Raw genomic sequence first — 15,072 nt, forward strand, 5'->3', positions numbered from 1 at the left:
TTTGCGGTTCAGGAAAAGTCAACTTTTCCCCGCCAACATTCCGCTATGGCAAAGCTCCTGATCGTCGAGGACGATGAGTCCGTCCGCACCCTCGCCGCCCGCGCGCTCGAACGCGCCGGGCATATGATCGACATCGCCGCCGACGGCGCGCAAGGGCTTGCCCTGATCCGCGCAGCACGTGGCGGCTATGATCTTGTCGTCTCCGATATCCGGATGCCGGAAATGGACGGCATCCAAATGGCCAAAGCGGCGGCGTCGCTTTTTCCGGCGATGAAGATCTTGCTGATGACCGGCTATGCCGACCAGCGCGAACGCGCCGAGGAATTGAACGGTGTCATTGTGGACGTCGTGCAAAAGCCGTTCACGCTGGCCGAAATCCGCGCCCGTGTCGAACAGACGCTCGCCTGTTTTGTCTAGAGGCCAAAGCCTGATTGCAGTCAGGCCGGATCGCAGGTTGCCGCGATTGCCGGCGTGCTGCCCCGGCGCCGACTGGAATGGAGCGCGAACAGACCGGCGCCGATGATCAGGGCGGCGCCGATGATGGCGGTCGATCGCGGCACTTCGGCAAAGAACAGGAAACCCCACAGCGGCGACCAGATGATGCCGGTGTATTCGAAAGTGGCGACGCTGTTGGCGGGCGCCAGCCGATAGGCCTGCGACAACAGGATCATCCCGGCCGAAGCGACGAAGCCGCAGGCGGCCATCGTCAGAAAATCGATCCGCGTCGGGCAGATCCATGGCCTGACCAGGAATTCGAGGCTCGGATGCGTGGCGTGAGCTATTCCTGCCAGCCAGAACAGCACGGCGACCGCTGCAGCGCCCAGGAGGTAGACGGCGTTTTGATAGAACGCCATGACCGTGGATGATTCGGTGTCGCCGATCTTGCGGGCCATCAACTGCGAAAACCCGTACAGCACCGCCGACCCCAGCGACAGCAGTGCCGCCCAGTCGAACAGCCCGGCACCGGGCCGCAGCATTACCAGCACGCCCAGCATCCCGACCATCACTGTGACCAGCGTCTGCCACGCCACCCGTTCGCCGAGATAAGGGCCGGCAAGCGCCATGATGAACAGCGGTGCCATGAAATAGAGCGCCACCGCGTCGGCAAGCGGAAGGGCGGCGATCGCCAGATAGTAGACCGTGTAGGAGGTGAACAGGATGAAGGCGCGCGTCGTCAGCATGCGAAATCGCTTTGAAAAGATCGCCCTGAGCCCGACATCGGCATGAACCAGCACGAGAAGAATGGGCAGGGAGACGATCGAGCGGATCGCCATCACCTCGGTCACCGGATAGGTGTCCGATACGGCCTTGATCAGCGGATCCTGGAGCGAGAACACCAGAACGCCGAGGCAAAGACTTGCCATCCCGAAAACGATCCGGTTCTGCATGTCGTTCGACGGCTCCTTGCGTGCGGCCCGAGAGCCGGGCCTGATAATTTTTGGTTTATGCACGTCGTTGTCCCAAAACCGCTGCGCACTTCTGGGCGACATGCATTAAAAAGAACCCGCCACCGTTTCGGGCAGCGGGTACGAGTGAGGACTTTTGATTGGTCCGCAGCCGATTTCGCAGCCGCATATCCAATGGGTGAAGCGACTATTATCCGCCGTTTGACATGTTGCAAACGAATTGGAATGATACCAGTAATCAGAATTTCTTATGGCGGACAAATGAAGCCCACGCTCGACAGCGATCTGCTGCGCACCTTCGTAGCGGTTGCCGATACCGGCAATTTCACCAAGGCAGCGGAGCAGGCCGGCCGTACCCAATCGGCGGTTTCGATGCAGATGAAGAAGCTCGAAGATGTGGTCGGCGACAGCCTGTTCGAGCGCGGCTCGCGCGGTGTGGCGCTGACGCGCCGCGGCGGCGAACTCATCGTCAACGCCCGCCGGATCGTGTCGCTGCTGGACGAGACGGCGGCATCCATGGTCGCGGCGCCGCTTGGCGGGCCGGTTCGCATCGGCATTCCGGAGGAATATGGCCACGCGATCCTGTCGCGCGCGCTCGGCGCCTTTGCCAAGCGCCATCCTCAGGTCGACATCACCGTCCGCTACGCGCATTCCGGTGCGCAGATCGCGGCGCTCGCCGCCGGCGAGCTCGACCTGGCGGTGGTGTTCGAATGGCAGGATCTCTCCGGCGGCGAGGTGCTGATGCATGACCCGACCGTATGGGTGACGTCGGAGCTGCATCACATGCATGAGGAGCGGCCGGTGCCGATCGCGCTCTACAACCGTGCCGGCTGGTGCAAGGATTTCGCCATCAAGTCGCTGGAGCAGCGCGGTCTCGCCTATCGTGTCGCTTATACTAGCGACACCAATGGCGGCCTGCGGCTCGCCGTCACCTCCGGGCTGGCGATCGCGCCGATCTCGCGCAGCAACATCCCGGCCGGCTGCCGCGAACTTACGGCCGCCGATGGGTTCGGCGACATCGATTCCTCGAACGTGGTGCTGCGCCGCAATCCGAACGCTTCCGGCGCGGCCATCGACGGCATGGAAGAGGCGATCCGCGAGGCGTTCACCAACCGCTAGAGCGGAGCGGCTTTACTTCAGCTCCAGCAGCCGCTCCAGATAGCTGCGCTCGATATCGGGGCTGAGCGCGTTGCCGAGCCGCTTGCGGATCGCTTCTAGGATCTGGCGGGCGCGCTGCACGTCGATTTCGTCCGGCACCTTCACCGAATCGCCGAAGTCAGGGCCCTCGGTGGCGCGTGGCCGGCCAAGCGGATCGCGGTCGGCATTCTGCTGGCGGCCGCCCCGCTCGCCGTCGCCCTCGTCGCCCTGCATGGCCTGCAATTGCTTCATCATGTCCTTGGCGCCCCTGCGCAACGCTTCCAGCGCGCGGCCCTGGTGACCGACGGCCTGGTCGCCATCGCTGTCGCCAAGCGCCTGTTCGGCATTGCCCATGGATTTGCCGGCCTCGCCAAATCCTTCATTGGGCTCGAGACCCATGCCTTCGAGGCCTTTCCTCAGCTGGTCGAGGTCGCCTTGCAGCTTGCCTTGGCCTTCCTGCAACCGCTTCAGCGCGTCGGCGAATTCCTGCGGCGTCATCGGCCGGCCGAGCGGATCGCGGTCTTCACCTGGGCCGGGCTGCTCGCCCTGTTGGCCCATTTGGCCCTGCTCACCGTTCTCGCCGAGCTGCTGGTCGCGATTCTGCCCGCGCTGTTGCTGGCCGCGCTGCATCTGGTCCATGCGGAACGTCTCGTTCATCATCTCCTGCTGGCGCCGCATGATCTCGCCGAGCTTGTCCATCTGCTGGCGCATTTCGCTGTTCTGCTGGCCGCCCTGTTGCTGACGTCCGGCCTGGAGATTGTTCATCATATCCTGCAGTTGCGAAAGCAATTGCTGCGCGCTGTCGCGATCGCCTGATTTCGCCAGGTTCTCGATCTGGTCCATCATGCGTTCGATGTCGCTCTGGCGCAGTTCCTGGCCATTCTGCTGCATCTGCGGCGCGTTCGGATTCTGCTGCGCACGCTGGGCGAATTCCTGCAGGAACTGGTTCATCGCCTCGCGCAGTTCCTTCATCGCCTTGTCGATTTCTTCGTCGCTGGCGCCGTTCTTGATCGCGTCCTGCAGCGCCTGCTGCGCCTGGCGCAGCCGCCGCTCGGCCTCCGAAAGATTGCCTTCCTCGATGCCGAGCGCGATCTCCCACAGATAGGCGACCTCGTCGCGCAGCTTGTCGTCGCTGTCAGCCATCTTCAACCGGGTGCGGGCGCTCATGATGGCGAGGTAGTGCGCCATGTTGTCGAACGTATCTTCGGGCCTGAGCGTGATCGCGTCCATCAGGTCGAGCACGCGGCTCTTGGAGTTGGCGTCGAGCGCCAGCACGCGGCGCTGCTCGATCACGGCCCTCGCCAGCGGGTTGGAGAAAGGCCGCTCCGGCATCACCAGCGTCTTAGTCTCGCTGGTTGCCGTATGTCCGGCGTCGTCGGTGGCGACAAGCGTGAGCTTGATGTTGCCGCCGGCCCAGACATGCTCGGTCAGGTCCTTCGTGGTCTTGGCGGCGTTCCCCTTGGCGCCGCGGCGCGGCAGCGTCAGCGGCATTTCGGGCGGGCCATAGAGCGGATGCGCATTCGGCGCCGGTGGATCGGCCAATGCGAAATCCGCCTTGGCGGAGGCCGCGCCATAGTCGTCGTCGATCTGGTAGTTGAGTTCGAAGGAGCCGTTGACGGCGCGTTTCGGCTCGCCGACGAAGCGGATCTGTGGCGGCTTGTCCGGGATCACCGCGAAGGCCCAGTTGCCGAGTTCGTCATTGCCCGATTGCAGCGTCAGCGTGCCGTTGGTCGTCAGCTTTCCTGTGAACTGGCGCACCGTGGAGGGCGTTGCCGTCGAGGGCGTTGCCGCCGCCGGTTTGGCCGCGTCGGCCTTCTGCCCGGTCGGTTCCATGGTGCGGGCGTTGCCGTCGGCGTCGGCGTAGCTCAGCGTTTCCTCGCCCGAACCGCCGGTGACGCGCAGGGACACATCGCTGCCTTCCGGAACGGTGAAGGTGGACGCAGCCTGATTGCCATTGTCGGCGAGGGCTGGGTTGGCGAGGGCGGGGGAAGTGAGGAAGACCGGCGGCCTGCCGGTGTAGGCCGGCGGCGTCACCCAGGCGTCGATGCGCGGCGGCACAGCGTCGCGCGCCGCGTGGGCACTGAACCCGTCTGCGATGCGGCCGCCCGACGGTCCAAAGGAGAAGGCAAAGGCGGTGACCAACAAAAGCGCCGCCACGGCGCGCAGCCCCCACGGGTCGCGCTCCGGCACCCGGGTGCGGGGCAGGTCGCCGCCGAGGTTGCCGAGTTTTTCGGCCATGCGTTTCTGGTGCTCACGCCACAGCGCTTGCGAAAAAATGCTCTCCCTGCCGCTCGGCCGGTCGGTCTGCACCAGCACCGGGCTGTGCAGCAATTGGTTGGCAGCCTCGATGCGCCGGTCGATCTCGGCGCTGGTCGGCACCCGGAAGAAACGCAGGGGATAGAGCGCGGCAAGGGCTGCGATGCCGAACACTGCCATGAGGCTCATGCGCGCCGTGTCGGGCAGCAGAAGGAAGAGGCCGAGCCACGAGACGCTGAGGAACAGGCTGGCGACAATGACCAGCGGAAGCAGCAACGGCCAGCCACGCTCGACCGTCATCGAGACCCGTGTCGCCAGCCGGCTCAGAGCAAGGCGCCCGGCCAGGCTGCGATCGCTGGTGAAGGTGGGTCGTTGCGTCATCGGCCCTTCCTGATTCAGGCGGGATAACCCGAACCTCACAAATCTATCGCACCGGCCCGAAAACCGGATTCGATTTTCGGAAAGTACGATGCGAAGACTCAAAGTCGTAAATGCACGTCACTCGAAGCATAACAACAAACACGGCGAAGGCGAGGCGGTTCCCGAAAACGTGAACAGGACTGCCCCCGTTATCGTCCGAATTTAGCCGGATTGGCGTTTGCACCGCAGACCAGTACCGCGACACGCTCGCCCGCAGCCGGCGCGTAGCGGCCGGACAGGATCGCCGCGAAGGCCGCAGCGCCGCCCGGCTCGGAGATGATTCGCAGCCGGTCCCAAAGCGCCGCCTGCGCGGCGATAATCTCGTCGTCGCTGACCAGTATGGAACGCTCGACGAAGGCCTCGGCGATTGGAAACATCATTTCGCCGACGCGCTTCGGCGCCAGCGAATCGGCGGCGATGCCCTCAGTCGGCGCATCGACGGGTCGGCCGGCCTCGAAGGCGCGATGAAGCGTCGGCGCTCCCTCGGGCTCGACGGCGATGATTCTGATGCGGCCGGCGAACCAGGCGGCGATGCCGCCGATCAGGCCGCCGCCACCGACGGCGACCAGCAGCGTGTCGAGCTCAGGCAGGTCGGCCTCGATCTCGAGGCCAAGCGTGCCTTGCCCGACAAGCGTTTCCTCCTGGTTGAAGGCGTGGATCTGCAGGGCACCGGACTTTTCGGCAAAGTCTTCGCTGGCGACCAGCGCCTCGGCATAGCGCGCGCCACCGACGACCAGCTCGGCGCCGTAGCCGCGGATGCGTTCCAGCTTGGCCGGCGGGCTCACTTCGGGAACGAAGATGGTCGCCTTATGACCGAGCCGCATGGCGGCATACGCGACCGCAGCCCCGTGATTGCCGCCCGATGCCGCGACGACGCCAGCCTTGGGAACCGGCCGCTCGAGAAGATTGGTGAAGGCGCCGCGCGCCTTGAACGAGCCGGAATGCTGCAGGCATTCGAGCTTCAGGTCGACGGCAAGAGGCGGACAGCCGAAATCGGCCATGTCGACGCGCAGCACCGGCGTGTGGCGCACGAATGGCCGGATGCGCGGTTCCATTGCGGCGATGCGTTCGCGTGTGATGCTATTGCCGTTAAGCATGGCCTACTCCCAAGGATTGACATCAATTAGTAACTTAGCAAAATGGCTAAATGCAAGAGGTCGATGTCTTCAAGGCGATTGCCAACGAGCGCAGGCTGCAAATCCTCGACTGGCTGAAGGACCCGCGCGCGCATTTTCCACGCCAAGCGGATGGCGACCTGGTCGAGGACGGCGTCTGCGCGCTGCTGATCGCCGAAAAGCTGGGGATCACCCAGGCGACGCTCAGCGAGCATATGCGGGTGCTCACCCAGGCCGGCCTTCTCAGCAGCAAGCGTATCAAGCAGTGGACGTTCTATCGCCGCGACGAAGGCAGGATCGCCGAGACGAGGGCGCTCATTCAGCACCGGCTGTAGCGGTGCCGGCGATCTTTATTATTGACCATGATCGTTTCCGAAAACCGGTTGCCACTTTTCGCTGACGCGGACGTTCGGTTCGGGATCATGGTCTATCTCAGCCAATCGGGCAGCGAATCCAGTCCGATCAGCTCGTCATAGGTCTGGCGCGGGCGCACTACATGGAAACGGTCGCCGTCGACCAGCACTTCGGGCACCAGCGGCCTGGTGTTGTAGGTGCCGGCCTGCACCGCGCCATAGGCGCCGGCAGTGGCGATTGCGATAAGGTCGCCGGCCTTCAGCCGGGGCAGGTCACGGTCGAGGCCGAGATAATCGCCGGTCTCGCAGACTGGGCCGACCACGTCGACCGTCATGCGCGGCGCTGCTGCCAGCTGCTGCACCACCGGCTTGATGTCATGGAAGGCGTCGTAAAGTGTCGGCCGGATCAGATCGTTCATCGCGGCGTCGACGACCAGGAAATTCTTGGCGTCGCCCTCCTTCACGAAGATCACTTGCGAGACGAGGATGCCGGCATTGCCGACGATCAGCCGGCCCGGCTCGAACATCACCTTCAATCCAAGCTTGGCGACGTGCTTCCTGACGATCTGGGCATAAGCGTCGGGCAAGGGAGGCGGGCTGTTGTCGACGCGGTAGGGAATGCCGAGGCCGCCGCCGAGATCGATGTGCTCGATGGCGTGCCCGTCGGCACGCAGCACGCCGACCAGCTCCACCAGCAGCGCGAAGGCGTCGTCGAAGGGCTGCAATTCGGTGATCTGGCTGCCGATATGGGTGTCGATGCCGGTGATCTTGATGCCAGGCAGTTCAGCTGCGCGGGCATAGACCTTTCGCGCCTTCTGCCAGGGAATGCCGAACTTGTTCTCGGCCTTGCCGGTGGAGATCTTCTTGTGGGTCTTGGCATCGACATCCGGATTGATGCGCAGCGAGATCGGCGCCACCTTGCCAAGTGCCGTGGCGCGGGCCGACAGCAATTCAAGTTCCGGTTCGGATTCGACGTTGAAGCAGAGAATGCCGACCGAGAGCGCAAAATCCATTTCGCGGGCGGTCTTGCCGACGCCTGAAAACAGGATCTTGTTGGCCGGAATGCCGGCGGCCAGCGCGCGACGCAATTCGCCTTCCGAGACCACGTCGGCGCCGGCGCCGAGATTGGCCAGGATTGTTAGTACAGCCTGGTTGGAATTCGCCTTCATGGCGTAGCAGACCAGCGCGTCGAGCCCGGCAAAGGCCTGCGCAAACACGCGGAAATGTCGGGTCAGCGTCGACGTCGAATAGCAATAGAACGGCGTGCCGACGCTTGCGGCGATGCCTGATATCGCCACGTCCTCGGCATACAGCATGCCGTCACGGTAGTCGAAATGGTTCACAACAGTGGTTCCGGAAGTTGGAGGACGATGAGATCGACCGATCTCATCGGCTCTAGATCAGCGGGTCGAGAATAAACTTCTTGTCCTTGACCGGTTTTTCCGGCTCCGGCGGCACGGGCTGCTCGGCCTTTTGTGCGTCCTTACGCGCCTGCACGGCCGCCTCATAGGGCGTCTCGAGGCCGGCTTTCCTGCCGCAGGCCGTTACGGTTGCCAGCGCCGCCAGCAGCGTCAGCGTCACCAAAATCCTGCTTGCGGTCATCGATCCATCCATCTGAACTTTTTGCCCGCCGCTTTTAGCCGAGTTTTGCTGGCATTGCACCTAGTGTGGTGGATTTGAAGTTCCTGTCATTGATGACATTCGCGGCAAGGAACTTCAAATCCAAAACCACACTAGAATTCGTCAATTAACTCGTGCGGCTTTTGAATCCGAAATTCGCTCGCCGCGCTGCTCCAACGTGAGCGAATTTCGGATTCGCCGCACGAGCATCACGCCTTGGCGATGTGCTTTTTCCAGTACCGGATCTGCTTCCTCACCTCCGACGGCGCGGTGCCGCCGAAGCTCGTGCGGCTCCTCACCGATTTCTGTACGGCAAGCACCGAAAACACGTCCGCCGTGATGCCGGGGTGAATGGACTGCAAGTTTTCCAGCGGCAGCCTGTCGAGCCTGATTTTCTTCTCCTCGGCCAGCGCCACCGCGCGGCCGGTGACGTGGTGCGCCTCGCGGAACGGCAGGCCGAGCGTGCGCACCAGCCAGTCGGCAAGGTCGGTCGCGGTCGAATAGCCTGACCCGGCGGCCTTCTTCATGGCGGCGGCGTTCACCGTCATGTCGCGCACCATGCCGGTCATCGCCGCCAGCATCAGATCGAGCGTCTCGGCGGCGTCGAACACGGATTCCTTGTCCTCCTGCATGTCCTTGCCGTAGGTCAGCGGCATGCCCTTCATCACCGTCAGCAGGCCGACGAGATGGCCGGTGACGCGACCGGTCTTGCCGCGCACCAGCTCGGCGGCGTCGGGGTTCTTCTTCTGCGGCATGATCGAGGAGCCGGTGGAGAATGAGTCCGACAGCCTGACGAAGCCGAATTGCGGCGTCGACCAGATGATGATCTCTTCGGCCAGCCGCGACAGATGCGTCGCGCAGATCGCCGCCAGCCCCAAGAATTCCAGTGCGAAATCGCGATCCGAAACGCTGTCCAGCGAGTTGCGCATCGGTTCGCGGAAGCCGAGCGCCTTGGCAGTCTGGTGCCGGTCGATCGGAAAGCTGGTGCCGGCAAGGGCGGCCGCACCGAGCGGGTTTTCGTCCATCCGCCCGATGGCGTCGCGAACACGCGACAGGTCGCGCGAAAACATCTCGACATAAGCCATGCAGTGGTGGCCGAAGGTCACCGGCTGCGCCGCCTGCATGTGGGTAAAGCCCGGCATCACCGTCGCCGCATGCTCCTCGGCCCGCTCCAGGAACGCCGCGATCAGGCCCTTCAGCGCCTCGGCGATGCGAAAGCACTCATCCTTGACCCAAAGCCTGAGATCGACCGCCACCTGATCGTTGCGCGAACGAGCGGTGTGCAGGCGGCCGGCGGCCGCGCCGATCAGCTCGGCAAGGCGAGCTTCGACGTTCATGTGGATGTCTTCCAGCCTGGTCGAGAACTCGAACTTTCCCGCTTCGATCTCTGCCAGGATCGTGTTCAGCCCGTGAGCGATTTTTTCTTGATCGGCCGCCGAAATAATGCCCGTTTGCGCCAGCATCTCGCTATGGGCGATCGAGCCTCTGATATCCTGCGCATAGAGTTTGCGGTCGAACGAGATCGACGCGTTGATCGCTTCCATGATCGCGGCCGGACCCGAGGCAAAACGTCCGCCCCACATCTGGTTGCTGGCCTTCTTGTCGCTCATCGCTATAACCCGTGCTCCGGAGCAGTTTTTAGAAAATGGCAGACGGCAATCGATTTTTCCCGGCCCCGCGCCTCATCCTCGCCGCTTTGGTGGCGGGCGTGCTTGCGGGCGCGGTCGCGGTATATGTCAGCGAGAGCGGTTCTGGCAACAACGCGCCCGCGCCAGTCGCCGTTGGCGACAGCAAAGACGATGTCGCCTGCGCCGCCAAGGCCGACCGCGCCAAGACGGTCGCGGCGGCTGCCACCGGCCAGGTCGCAGCACTTTTGCCGGCCGATCCGCCGCAATCGCTGAAGGGCCTTGCCTTCAACGACCCTGGCGGCAAGCCGATGACGCTCGCCGACCATGCCGGCAAGACGTTGCTGCTCAATCTGTGGGCGACATGGTGCGCCCCCTGCCGCGCCGAAATGCCGGCGCTCGACGCGCTGCAGAAAGAAATGGGCAGCGACGCCTTCGAGGTCGTCGCGGTCAATGTCGATGCCGGCGATGACACCAAACCGAAGAAGTTCCTCGAGGAAACCGGCGTCGAGGCGCTCGGCTATTACCGTGATTCGACCATGGCGCTGTTCAACGATCTCAAGACGCGCGGCCTGGCGCTCGGCCTGCCGGTCACCATGCTGATCGACGGTGAAGGCTGCCTGATCGCTCACATGAACGGCCCGGCCGAGTGGTCGAGCCCCGATGCCAAGCGGCTGGTCGAGACGGCGCTCGGCAAGTCGGACTAGGCACCCGGCGATTGCCGGCCCCGTCGCTTTTGTTCGAGTGGTAAGCCGGCTTGGTAATTGCTTTCCATCTACTCTCATACCGAAGCGTGCACCACTTTACGGGGAGATCAAGTTCATCGATCCGCAACAAAACCGTTGTCCAATTGTCATGGGCGGCACATATTGGCCTTTGCGAGAGTGCCCTTTCGCCAATGACAAACGGGAGATGAAACATGAAGTTCTTCGGCTTCGCGGCCGGTGTCGCCGCCACCTTGACCCTGCTTTCCACCACGTCCGCTTTCGCCGTCACGCAGATCAGCTGGTGGCACGCCATGACCGGCGCCAACGCCGAAGTCGTCGACAAGATCTCCAAGGATTTCAACGCCAGCCAGAGCGACTATGAGCTGGTTCCGGTGTTCAAGGGCACCTACCCCGAGACGCTGAATGCCGGCATCGCTGCCTTCCGCGCTGGACAGGCGCCCGATATTCTCCAGGTGTTCGATGTCGGCACCGGCGTGATGATGGCGGCCGAGGGTGCGATCAAGCCGGTGGCCGAGGTGATGACCGGTGCCGGGATGACCTTCGACAAGAGCCAGTATCTGCCCGGCATCGTCGGCTATTATTCGAAGCCGGACGGCACCATGCTGTCCTTCCCCTACAACTCCTCCTCGCCGATCCTCTATTACAACAAGGACATCTTCCAGAAGGCGGGCCTCGATGTGAACAACCCGCCCAAGACCTGGAATGAGGTGTGGGAAGCTGCCAAGAAGATCAAGGCAAGTGGCGCCGCCTCATGCGGCTACACCTCGACCTGGCTGACCTGGATCCATCTCGAGAATTTTGCGGCGTGGAATGATGTATCGTGGGCCACCCAGCAGAACGGCCTGGCCGGCGGTGATGTCGAGCTCAAAATCAACGCGCCGATTTTCGTCAACCACTTCCAGGCGCTCGCGGACCTCGCCAAGGACGGCACCTTCAAATATGGCGGGCGCACCTCCGAAGCCAAGCAGATCTTCCTTGCCGGCGAATGCGGCATCTTCACCGAATCGTCGGGCGGTCTCGGCGATATCGTCAAGTCCGGCATGAACTATGGCATCGGCCAGCTTCCCTACGACACCGACGCCAAGGGCGCACCGCAGAACACCACGCCGGGCGGCGCCAGCCTGTGGGTCTTCGGCAACAAGTCGGACGAGCAATACAAGGGCGTCGCGACCTTCTTCGCCTATCTGTCCAAGACCGATGTGCAGGAATATCTGCACCAGAAGTCGGGATACTTGCCGGTGACGCTCGCCGCCTACGAAGCGACCAAGAAATCAGGCTTCTATGACAAGAACCCCGGCCGCGAGACGCCCATCCTGCAGATGACGGGCAAGGCGCCGACCGACAACTCGAAGGGCGTGCGCCTGCCGAATCTGCCGCAGGTGCGCGATATCCAGAACGAGGAGTTCGAGAAGATGCTGGCCGGCCAGCAAACCGCTCAACAGGCGCTCGACAATGCGGTCACGCGCGGCAACGCCGCGATCGAGGAAGCGCTAGAGAACTGACGAGATTATCTCGGTTGGTCGATTGGAATATCGCCCACGCGAGCTCGCGTGGGCGATTCCTGGATAGCGAGGGAAATCAGCCTGTCTCCACGCATCGTCTTTCCCAACAAGATCCTGCCCTACCTGCTGGTGGCGCCACAACTCGCCATAACACTGGTTTTCTTCTACTGGCCGGCCGGCCAGGCGCTTTACCAGTCGATGCTCAGGCAAGACCCGTTCGGGCTGAGGACCAGGTTCGTCTGGTTCGCCAATTTCGGCAAGGTGCTGGCCGATCCGGCCTACCTTAACTCGATCAAGGTCACCGTGGTGTTTTCGCTTGCGACCGCGATCGTTGCGATGGGCGTGGCGCTTTTGCTTGCGGTCATGGCCGAGAAGGCCGTGCGCGGCAAAGGCCTCTACCGCACACTGTTGATATGGCCCTATGCCGTGGCGCCGGCGATTGCCGGCATGCTGTGGCTGTTTCTGTTCAATCCTTCGATCGGCGCGTTGGCGTATTTGCTGAGAAGCCTCGGCATCGCATGGGACCCGCTGCTCAACGGCACCCACGCCATGATCCTGCTGGTGTCGGCGGCTGCCTGGAAGCAGATCAGCTACAATTTCCTGTTCTTCGTCGCCGGCCTGCAGGCGGTGCCGAAAACCCTGATCGAGGCGGCGGCCATGGATGGCGCCGGCGAGACCAAGCGCTTCTGGACTATCGTCTTCCCGCTGCTTGCGCCGACGACGTTTTTCCTGCTGGTCGTCAATACTGTCTATGCGCTGTTCGACACGTTCGGCATCGTTCATGCCGTCACCGGCGGCGGGCCGGGCAAGGCGACCGAGACGCTGGTCTACAAGGTCTACAATGACGGATTCGTTAATCTGATCCTGGGTGACTCGGCGGCGCAGTCGGTCATCCTGATGGCCATCGTCATTGCGCTCACCGCCATCCAGTTCCGCTACGTGGAACGCAAAGTCCATTACGGTTGAGGGCAGCGATGATCGGCCAATCCCCGCTCCGCACCTTCATCGCCCATGCCGTGCTCATCCTTGGCATATTGATCGTAGCTTTTCCGATCTACTACACTTTCGTTGCCTCGACACACACGCTGCAAACGATCCTCAGGCCGCCGCTGCCGCTCTTGCCCGGCGGCCAGCTCTGGAACAATTACAGCGAGGCGCTGTTCGGCGGTATTGGCCGCATCGGCGGTGTCAGCGTCGGCCAACTGCTCCTCAACACCACGGTCATGGCGCTCGGCGTTGCGGTGGGAAAGATATTCATCTCGATCCTGTCGGCCTACGCGATCGTGTTCTTCCGCTTTCCCCTGCGCATGATCTTCTTCTGGCTGATCTTCATCACCTTGATGCTTCCCGTGGAGGTGCGCATCCTGCCGACCTACAAGGTGATGGTCGATCTCGGCATGATCGACACCTATGCCGGCCTGATCATCCCGCTGATTGCCTCGGCCACCGCGACGCTGCTGTTCCGCCAGTTTTTCATGACCATACCGGGCGAATTGGTCGAGGCGGCACGTGTCGATGGTGCCGGGCCATGGCGCTTCTTCTTCGATATCCTCTTGCCACTGTCGCGCACCAACATCGCGGCGCTTTTCGTGATCCTCTTCATCTACGGCTGGACGCAGTATCTTTGGCCGCTGCTCGTCACCAACAGCAACGATATGAACACCATCGTCATCGCGCTGAGAAAGATGGTTTCCTTCGCCGATGCCGACACCCAATGGCACCTGGTCATGGTCACGGCGATGCTGGCCATCGTGCCGCCGATCCTGGTGGTCGTGCTGATGCAACGCTGGTTCGTGCGCGGCCTGGTCGAATCCGAAAAGTGAGAAGCCGATGGCGACCGTCGATCTGAAGGACGTGAAGAAGGTCTATCCCGGCGGCGTCGAAGCCGTGAAGGGGGTCTCCATCGCCATTCCCGACAGGGAGCTTTGCGTTCTGGTCGGCCCCTCCGGCTGCGGCAAGTCCACGCTGCTGAGGATGATCGCCGGGTTGGAGACGATTTCTGCCGGTACAGTCGCCATCGACGGCAAGGTGGTGAACGCCATTGGCCCGACCGAGCGCGACATCGCCATGGTGTTCCAGAACTACGCGCTTTACCCGCATATGAAGGTCTACGACAACATGGCCTATGGCCTGCGCAATCGCGGCACGCCGAAGGACGAGATCGACAGCAGGGTGCGCTCGACCGCCAAGGTGCTGGAGCTTTCGGCCCTGCTCGACCGGCGCCCGCGCGAGCTTTCCGGCGGCCAGCGCCAGCGCGTCGCCATGGGCCGCGCCATCGTGCGCAATCCGAAAGTCTTCCTGTTCGACGAGCCGCTCAGCAATCTTGATGCCAAATTGCGCGGTCAGATGCGGGTCGAGATCAAGAATTTGCAGCGCACGCTTGGCGTCACCTCGGTCTATGTCACCCACGACCAGCTGGAGGCGATGACGCTGGCCGACATTCTTGTTGTCATGAACGCCGGACTGGTCGAGCAAACGGGCGCGCCGCTCGACATCTACGAAAAGCCGGCCTCGATCTTCGTCGCTTCCTTCATCGGCGCGCCGCCGATGAATCTTCTGACGCTGACCGGAAGTTCCTCGGGCCCGCTGCTGCCCGACGGGACGGCGATCGGCTTTGCGGCTCGCGAAACACCAGCCGTGACACTGGGTTTTCGACCGGAAGATGCCGACGTGACCTTCAATGCGGAGGCGCTGGCCGGTGCGCTCGTCCTGCCGGCGACAGTCGAGGCAGTCGAACCGGTCGGCGCCGAAAGCTTTCTTCACTGCGCCGCAGGCGGTAGCCGTATCGTCGTGCGCGTCTCAGGGCGCGCCGCCGCAAAGCCTGGTGATCAGTTGCGTGTCGTGGCCAAAGCCGAAAAGCTGCATTGGTTCGATCAGGCCGGAAAACGGGTCGATTGAAGCCAGCCTGTC

General features: G+C 62.9%; 14 protein-coding genes. 8 read left to right on the forward strand and 6 right to left on the reverse strand.

The window, feature by feature from the left end:
• The first annotated feature begins 45 nt into the window (after positions 1-45).
• Positions 46-417, forward strand: coding sequence for a response regulator (locus EN807_RS08175; protein ID WP_135934545.1), 372 nt, complete (start codon positions 46-48; stop codon positions 415-417).
• A gap of 20 nt (positions 418-437) precedes the next feature.
• Here EN807_RS08175 and EN807_RS08180 read toward each other — a convergent pair whose 3' ends face one another.
• Positions 438-1,388, reverse strand: a complete 951-nt coding sequence (locus EN807_RS08180; protein WP_135935812.1) for a DMT family transporter — start codon at positions 1,386-1,388, stop codon at positions 438-440.
• 279 nt (positions 1,389-1,667) lie between these two features.
• On the opposite strand from EN807_RS08180, the gene EN807_RS08185 reads away from it, so the two are divergent.
• Positions 1,668-2,525, forward strand: coding sequence for a LysR substrate-binding domain-containing protein (locus EN807_RS08185; RefSeq protein ID WP_135934546.1), 858 nt, complete (start codon positions 1,668-1,670; stop codon positions 2,523-2,525).
• A gap of 12 nt (positions 2,526-2,537) precedes the next feature.
• On the opposite strand, the gene EN807_RS08190 is transcribed toward EN807_RS08185, so the two are convergent.
• Together EN807_RS08190 and EN807_RS08195 are read right to left on the reverse strand one after the other, a co-directional pair.
• Complete coding sequence (locus EN807_RS08190) at positions 2,538-5,180, reverse strand: TIGR02302 family protein (protein WP_135934547.1); 2,643 nt, start codon at positions 5,178-5,180, stop codon at positions 2,538-2,540.
• Positions 5,181-5,368: 188 nt separating this feature from the next.
• A complete protein-coding gene (locus EN807_RS08195) occupies positions 5,369-6,316 on the reverse strand; it encodes a threonine/serine dehydratase (protein WP_135934548.1) in 948 nt (315 codons plus the stop codon).
• A 50-nt stretch (positions 6,317-6,366) separates the two neighbouring features.
• Between EN807_RS08195 and EN807_RS08200 the strand changes: the two genes are divergently transcribed.
• Positions 6,367-6,669 carry a metalloregulator ArsR/SmtB family transcription factor gene (locus EN807_RS08200; RefSeq protein ID WP_126104748.1) on the forward strand — a complete coding sequence of 101 codons (303 nt, stop codon included), beginning with the start codon at positions 6,367-6,369 and terminating at the stop codon, positions 6,667-6,669.
• Between the two features lie 92 nt (positions 6,670-6,761).
• On the opposite strand, the gene lysA is transcribed toward EN807_RS08200, so the two are convergent.
• The 3 genes from lysA to argH form a co-directional block, all read right to left on the reverse strand.
• Complete coding sequence (gene lysA, locus EN807_RS08205) at positions 6,762-8,030, reverse strand: diaminopimelate decarboxylase (protein ID WP_135934549.1); 1,269 nt, start codon at positions 8,028-8,030, stop codon at positions 6,762-6,764.
• Positions 8,031-8,082: 52 nt separating this feature from the next.
• Positions 8,083-8,289, reverse strand: coding sequence for a hypothetical protein (locus EN807_RS08210; protein ID WP_127316026.1), 207 nt, complete (start codon positions 8,287-8,289; stop codon positions 8,083-8,085).
• Between the two features lie 227 nt (positions 8,290-8,516).
• Positions 8,517-9,917 carry an argininosuccinate lyase gene (argH, locus tag EN807_RS08215; protein ID WP_135934550.1) on the reverse strand — a complete coding sequence of 467 codons (1,401 nt, stop codon included), beginning with the start codon at positions 9,915-9,917 and terminating at the stop codon, positions 8,517-8,519.
• 35 nt (positions 9,918-9,952) lie between these two features.
• Here argH and EN807_RS08220 point away from each other — a divergent pair, with 35 nt between their 5' ends.
• From EN807_RS08220 to EN807_RS08240, 5 genes are all read left to right on the forward strand, one after another.
• Positions 9,953-10,639, forward strand: coding sequence for a TlpA disulfide reductase family protein (locus EN807_RS08220; protein ID WP_135934551.1), 687 nt, complete (start codon positions 9,953-9,955; stop codon positions 10,637-10,639).
• A gap of 212 nt (positions 10,640-10,851) precedes the next feature.
• On the forward strand, positions 10,852-12,162 hold the full coding sequence (gene ugpB, locus EN807_RS08225) for a sn-glycerol-3-phosphate ABC transporter substrate-binding protein UgpB (protein ID WP_135934552.1): 1,311 nt from the start codon (positions 10,852-10,854) through the stop codon (positions 12,160-12,162).
• 81 nt (positions 12,163-12,243) lie between these two features.
• A complete protein-coding gene (ugpA, locus tag EN807_RS08230; protein ID WP_135935813.1) occupies positions 12,244-13,128 on the forward strand; it encodes a sn-glycerol-3-phosphate ABC transporter permease UgpA in 885 nt (294 codons plus the stop codon).
• Positions 13,129-13,136: 8 nt separating this feature from the next.
• Positions 13,137-13,985: a sn-glycerol-3-phosphate ABC transporter permease UgpE gene (ugpE, locus tag EN807_RS08235; protein WP_135934553.1), complete on the forward strand. Its 849-nt coding sequence runs from the start codon at positions 13,137-13,139 to the stop codon at positions 13,983-13,985.
• Positions 13,986-13,992: 7 nt separating this feature from the next.
• Positions 13,993-15,060, forward strand: a complete 1,068-nt coding sequence (locus tag EN807_RS08240; protein WP_135934554.1) for a sn-glycerol-3-phosphate import ATP-binding protein UgpC — start codon at positions 13,993-13,995, stop codon at positions 15,058-15,060.
• Positions 15,061-15,072 lie beyond the last annotated feature (12 nt).

The sequence above is a fragment of the Mesorhizobium sp. M5C.F.Ca.ET.164.01.1.1 genome, from assembly GCF_004792125.1.
Taxonomy (GTDB): domain Bacteria; phylum Pseudomonadota; class Alphaproteobacteria; order Rhizobiales; family Rhizobiaceae; genus Mesorhizobium; species Mesorhizobium wenxiniae.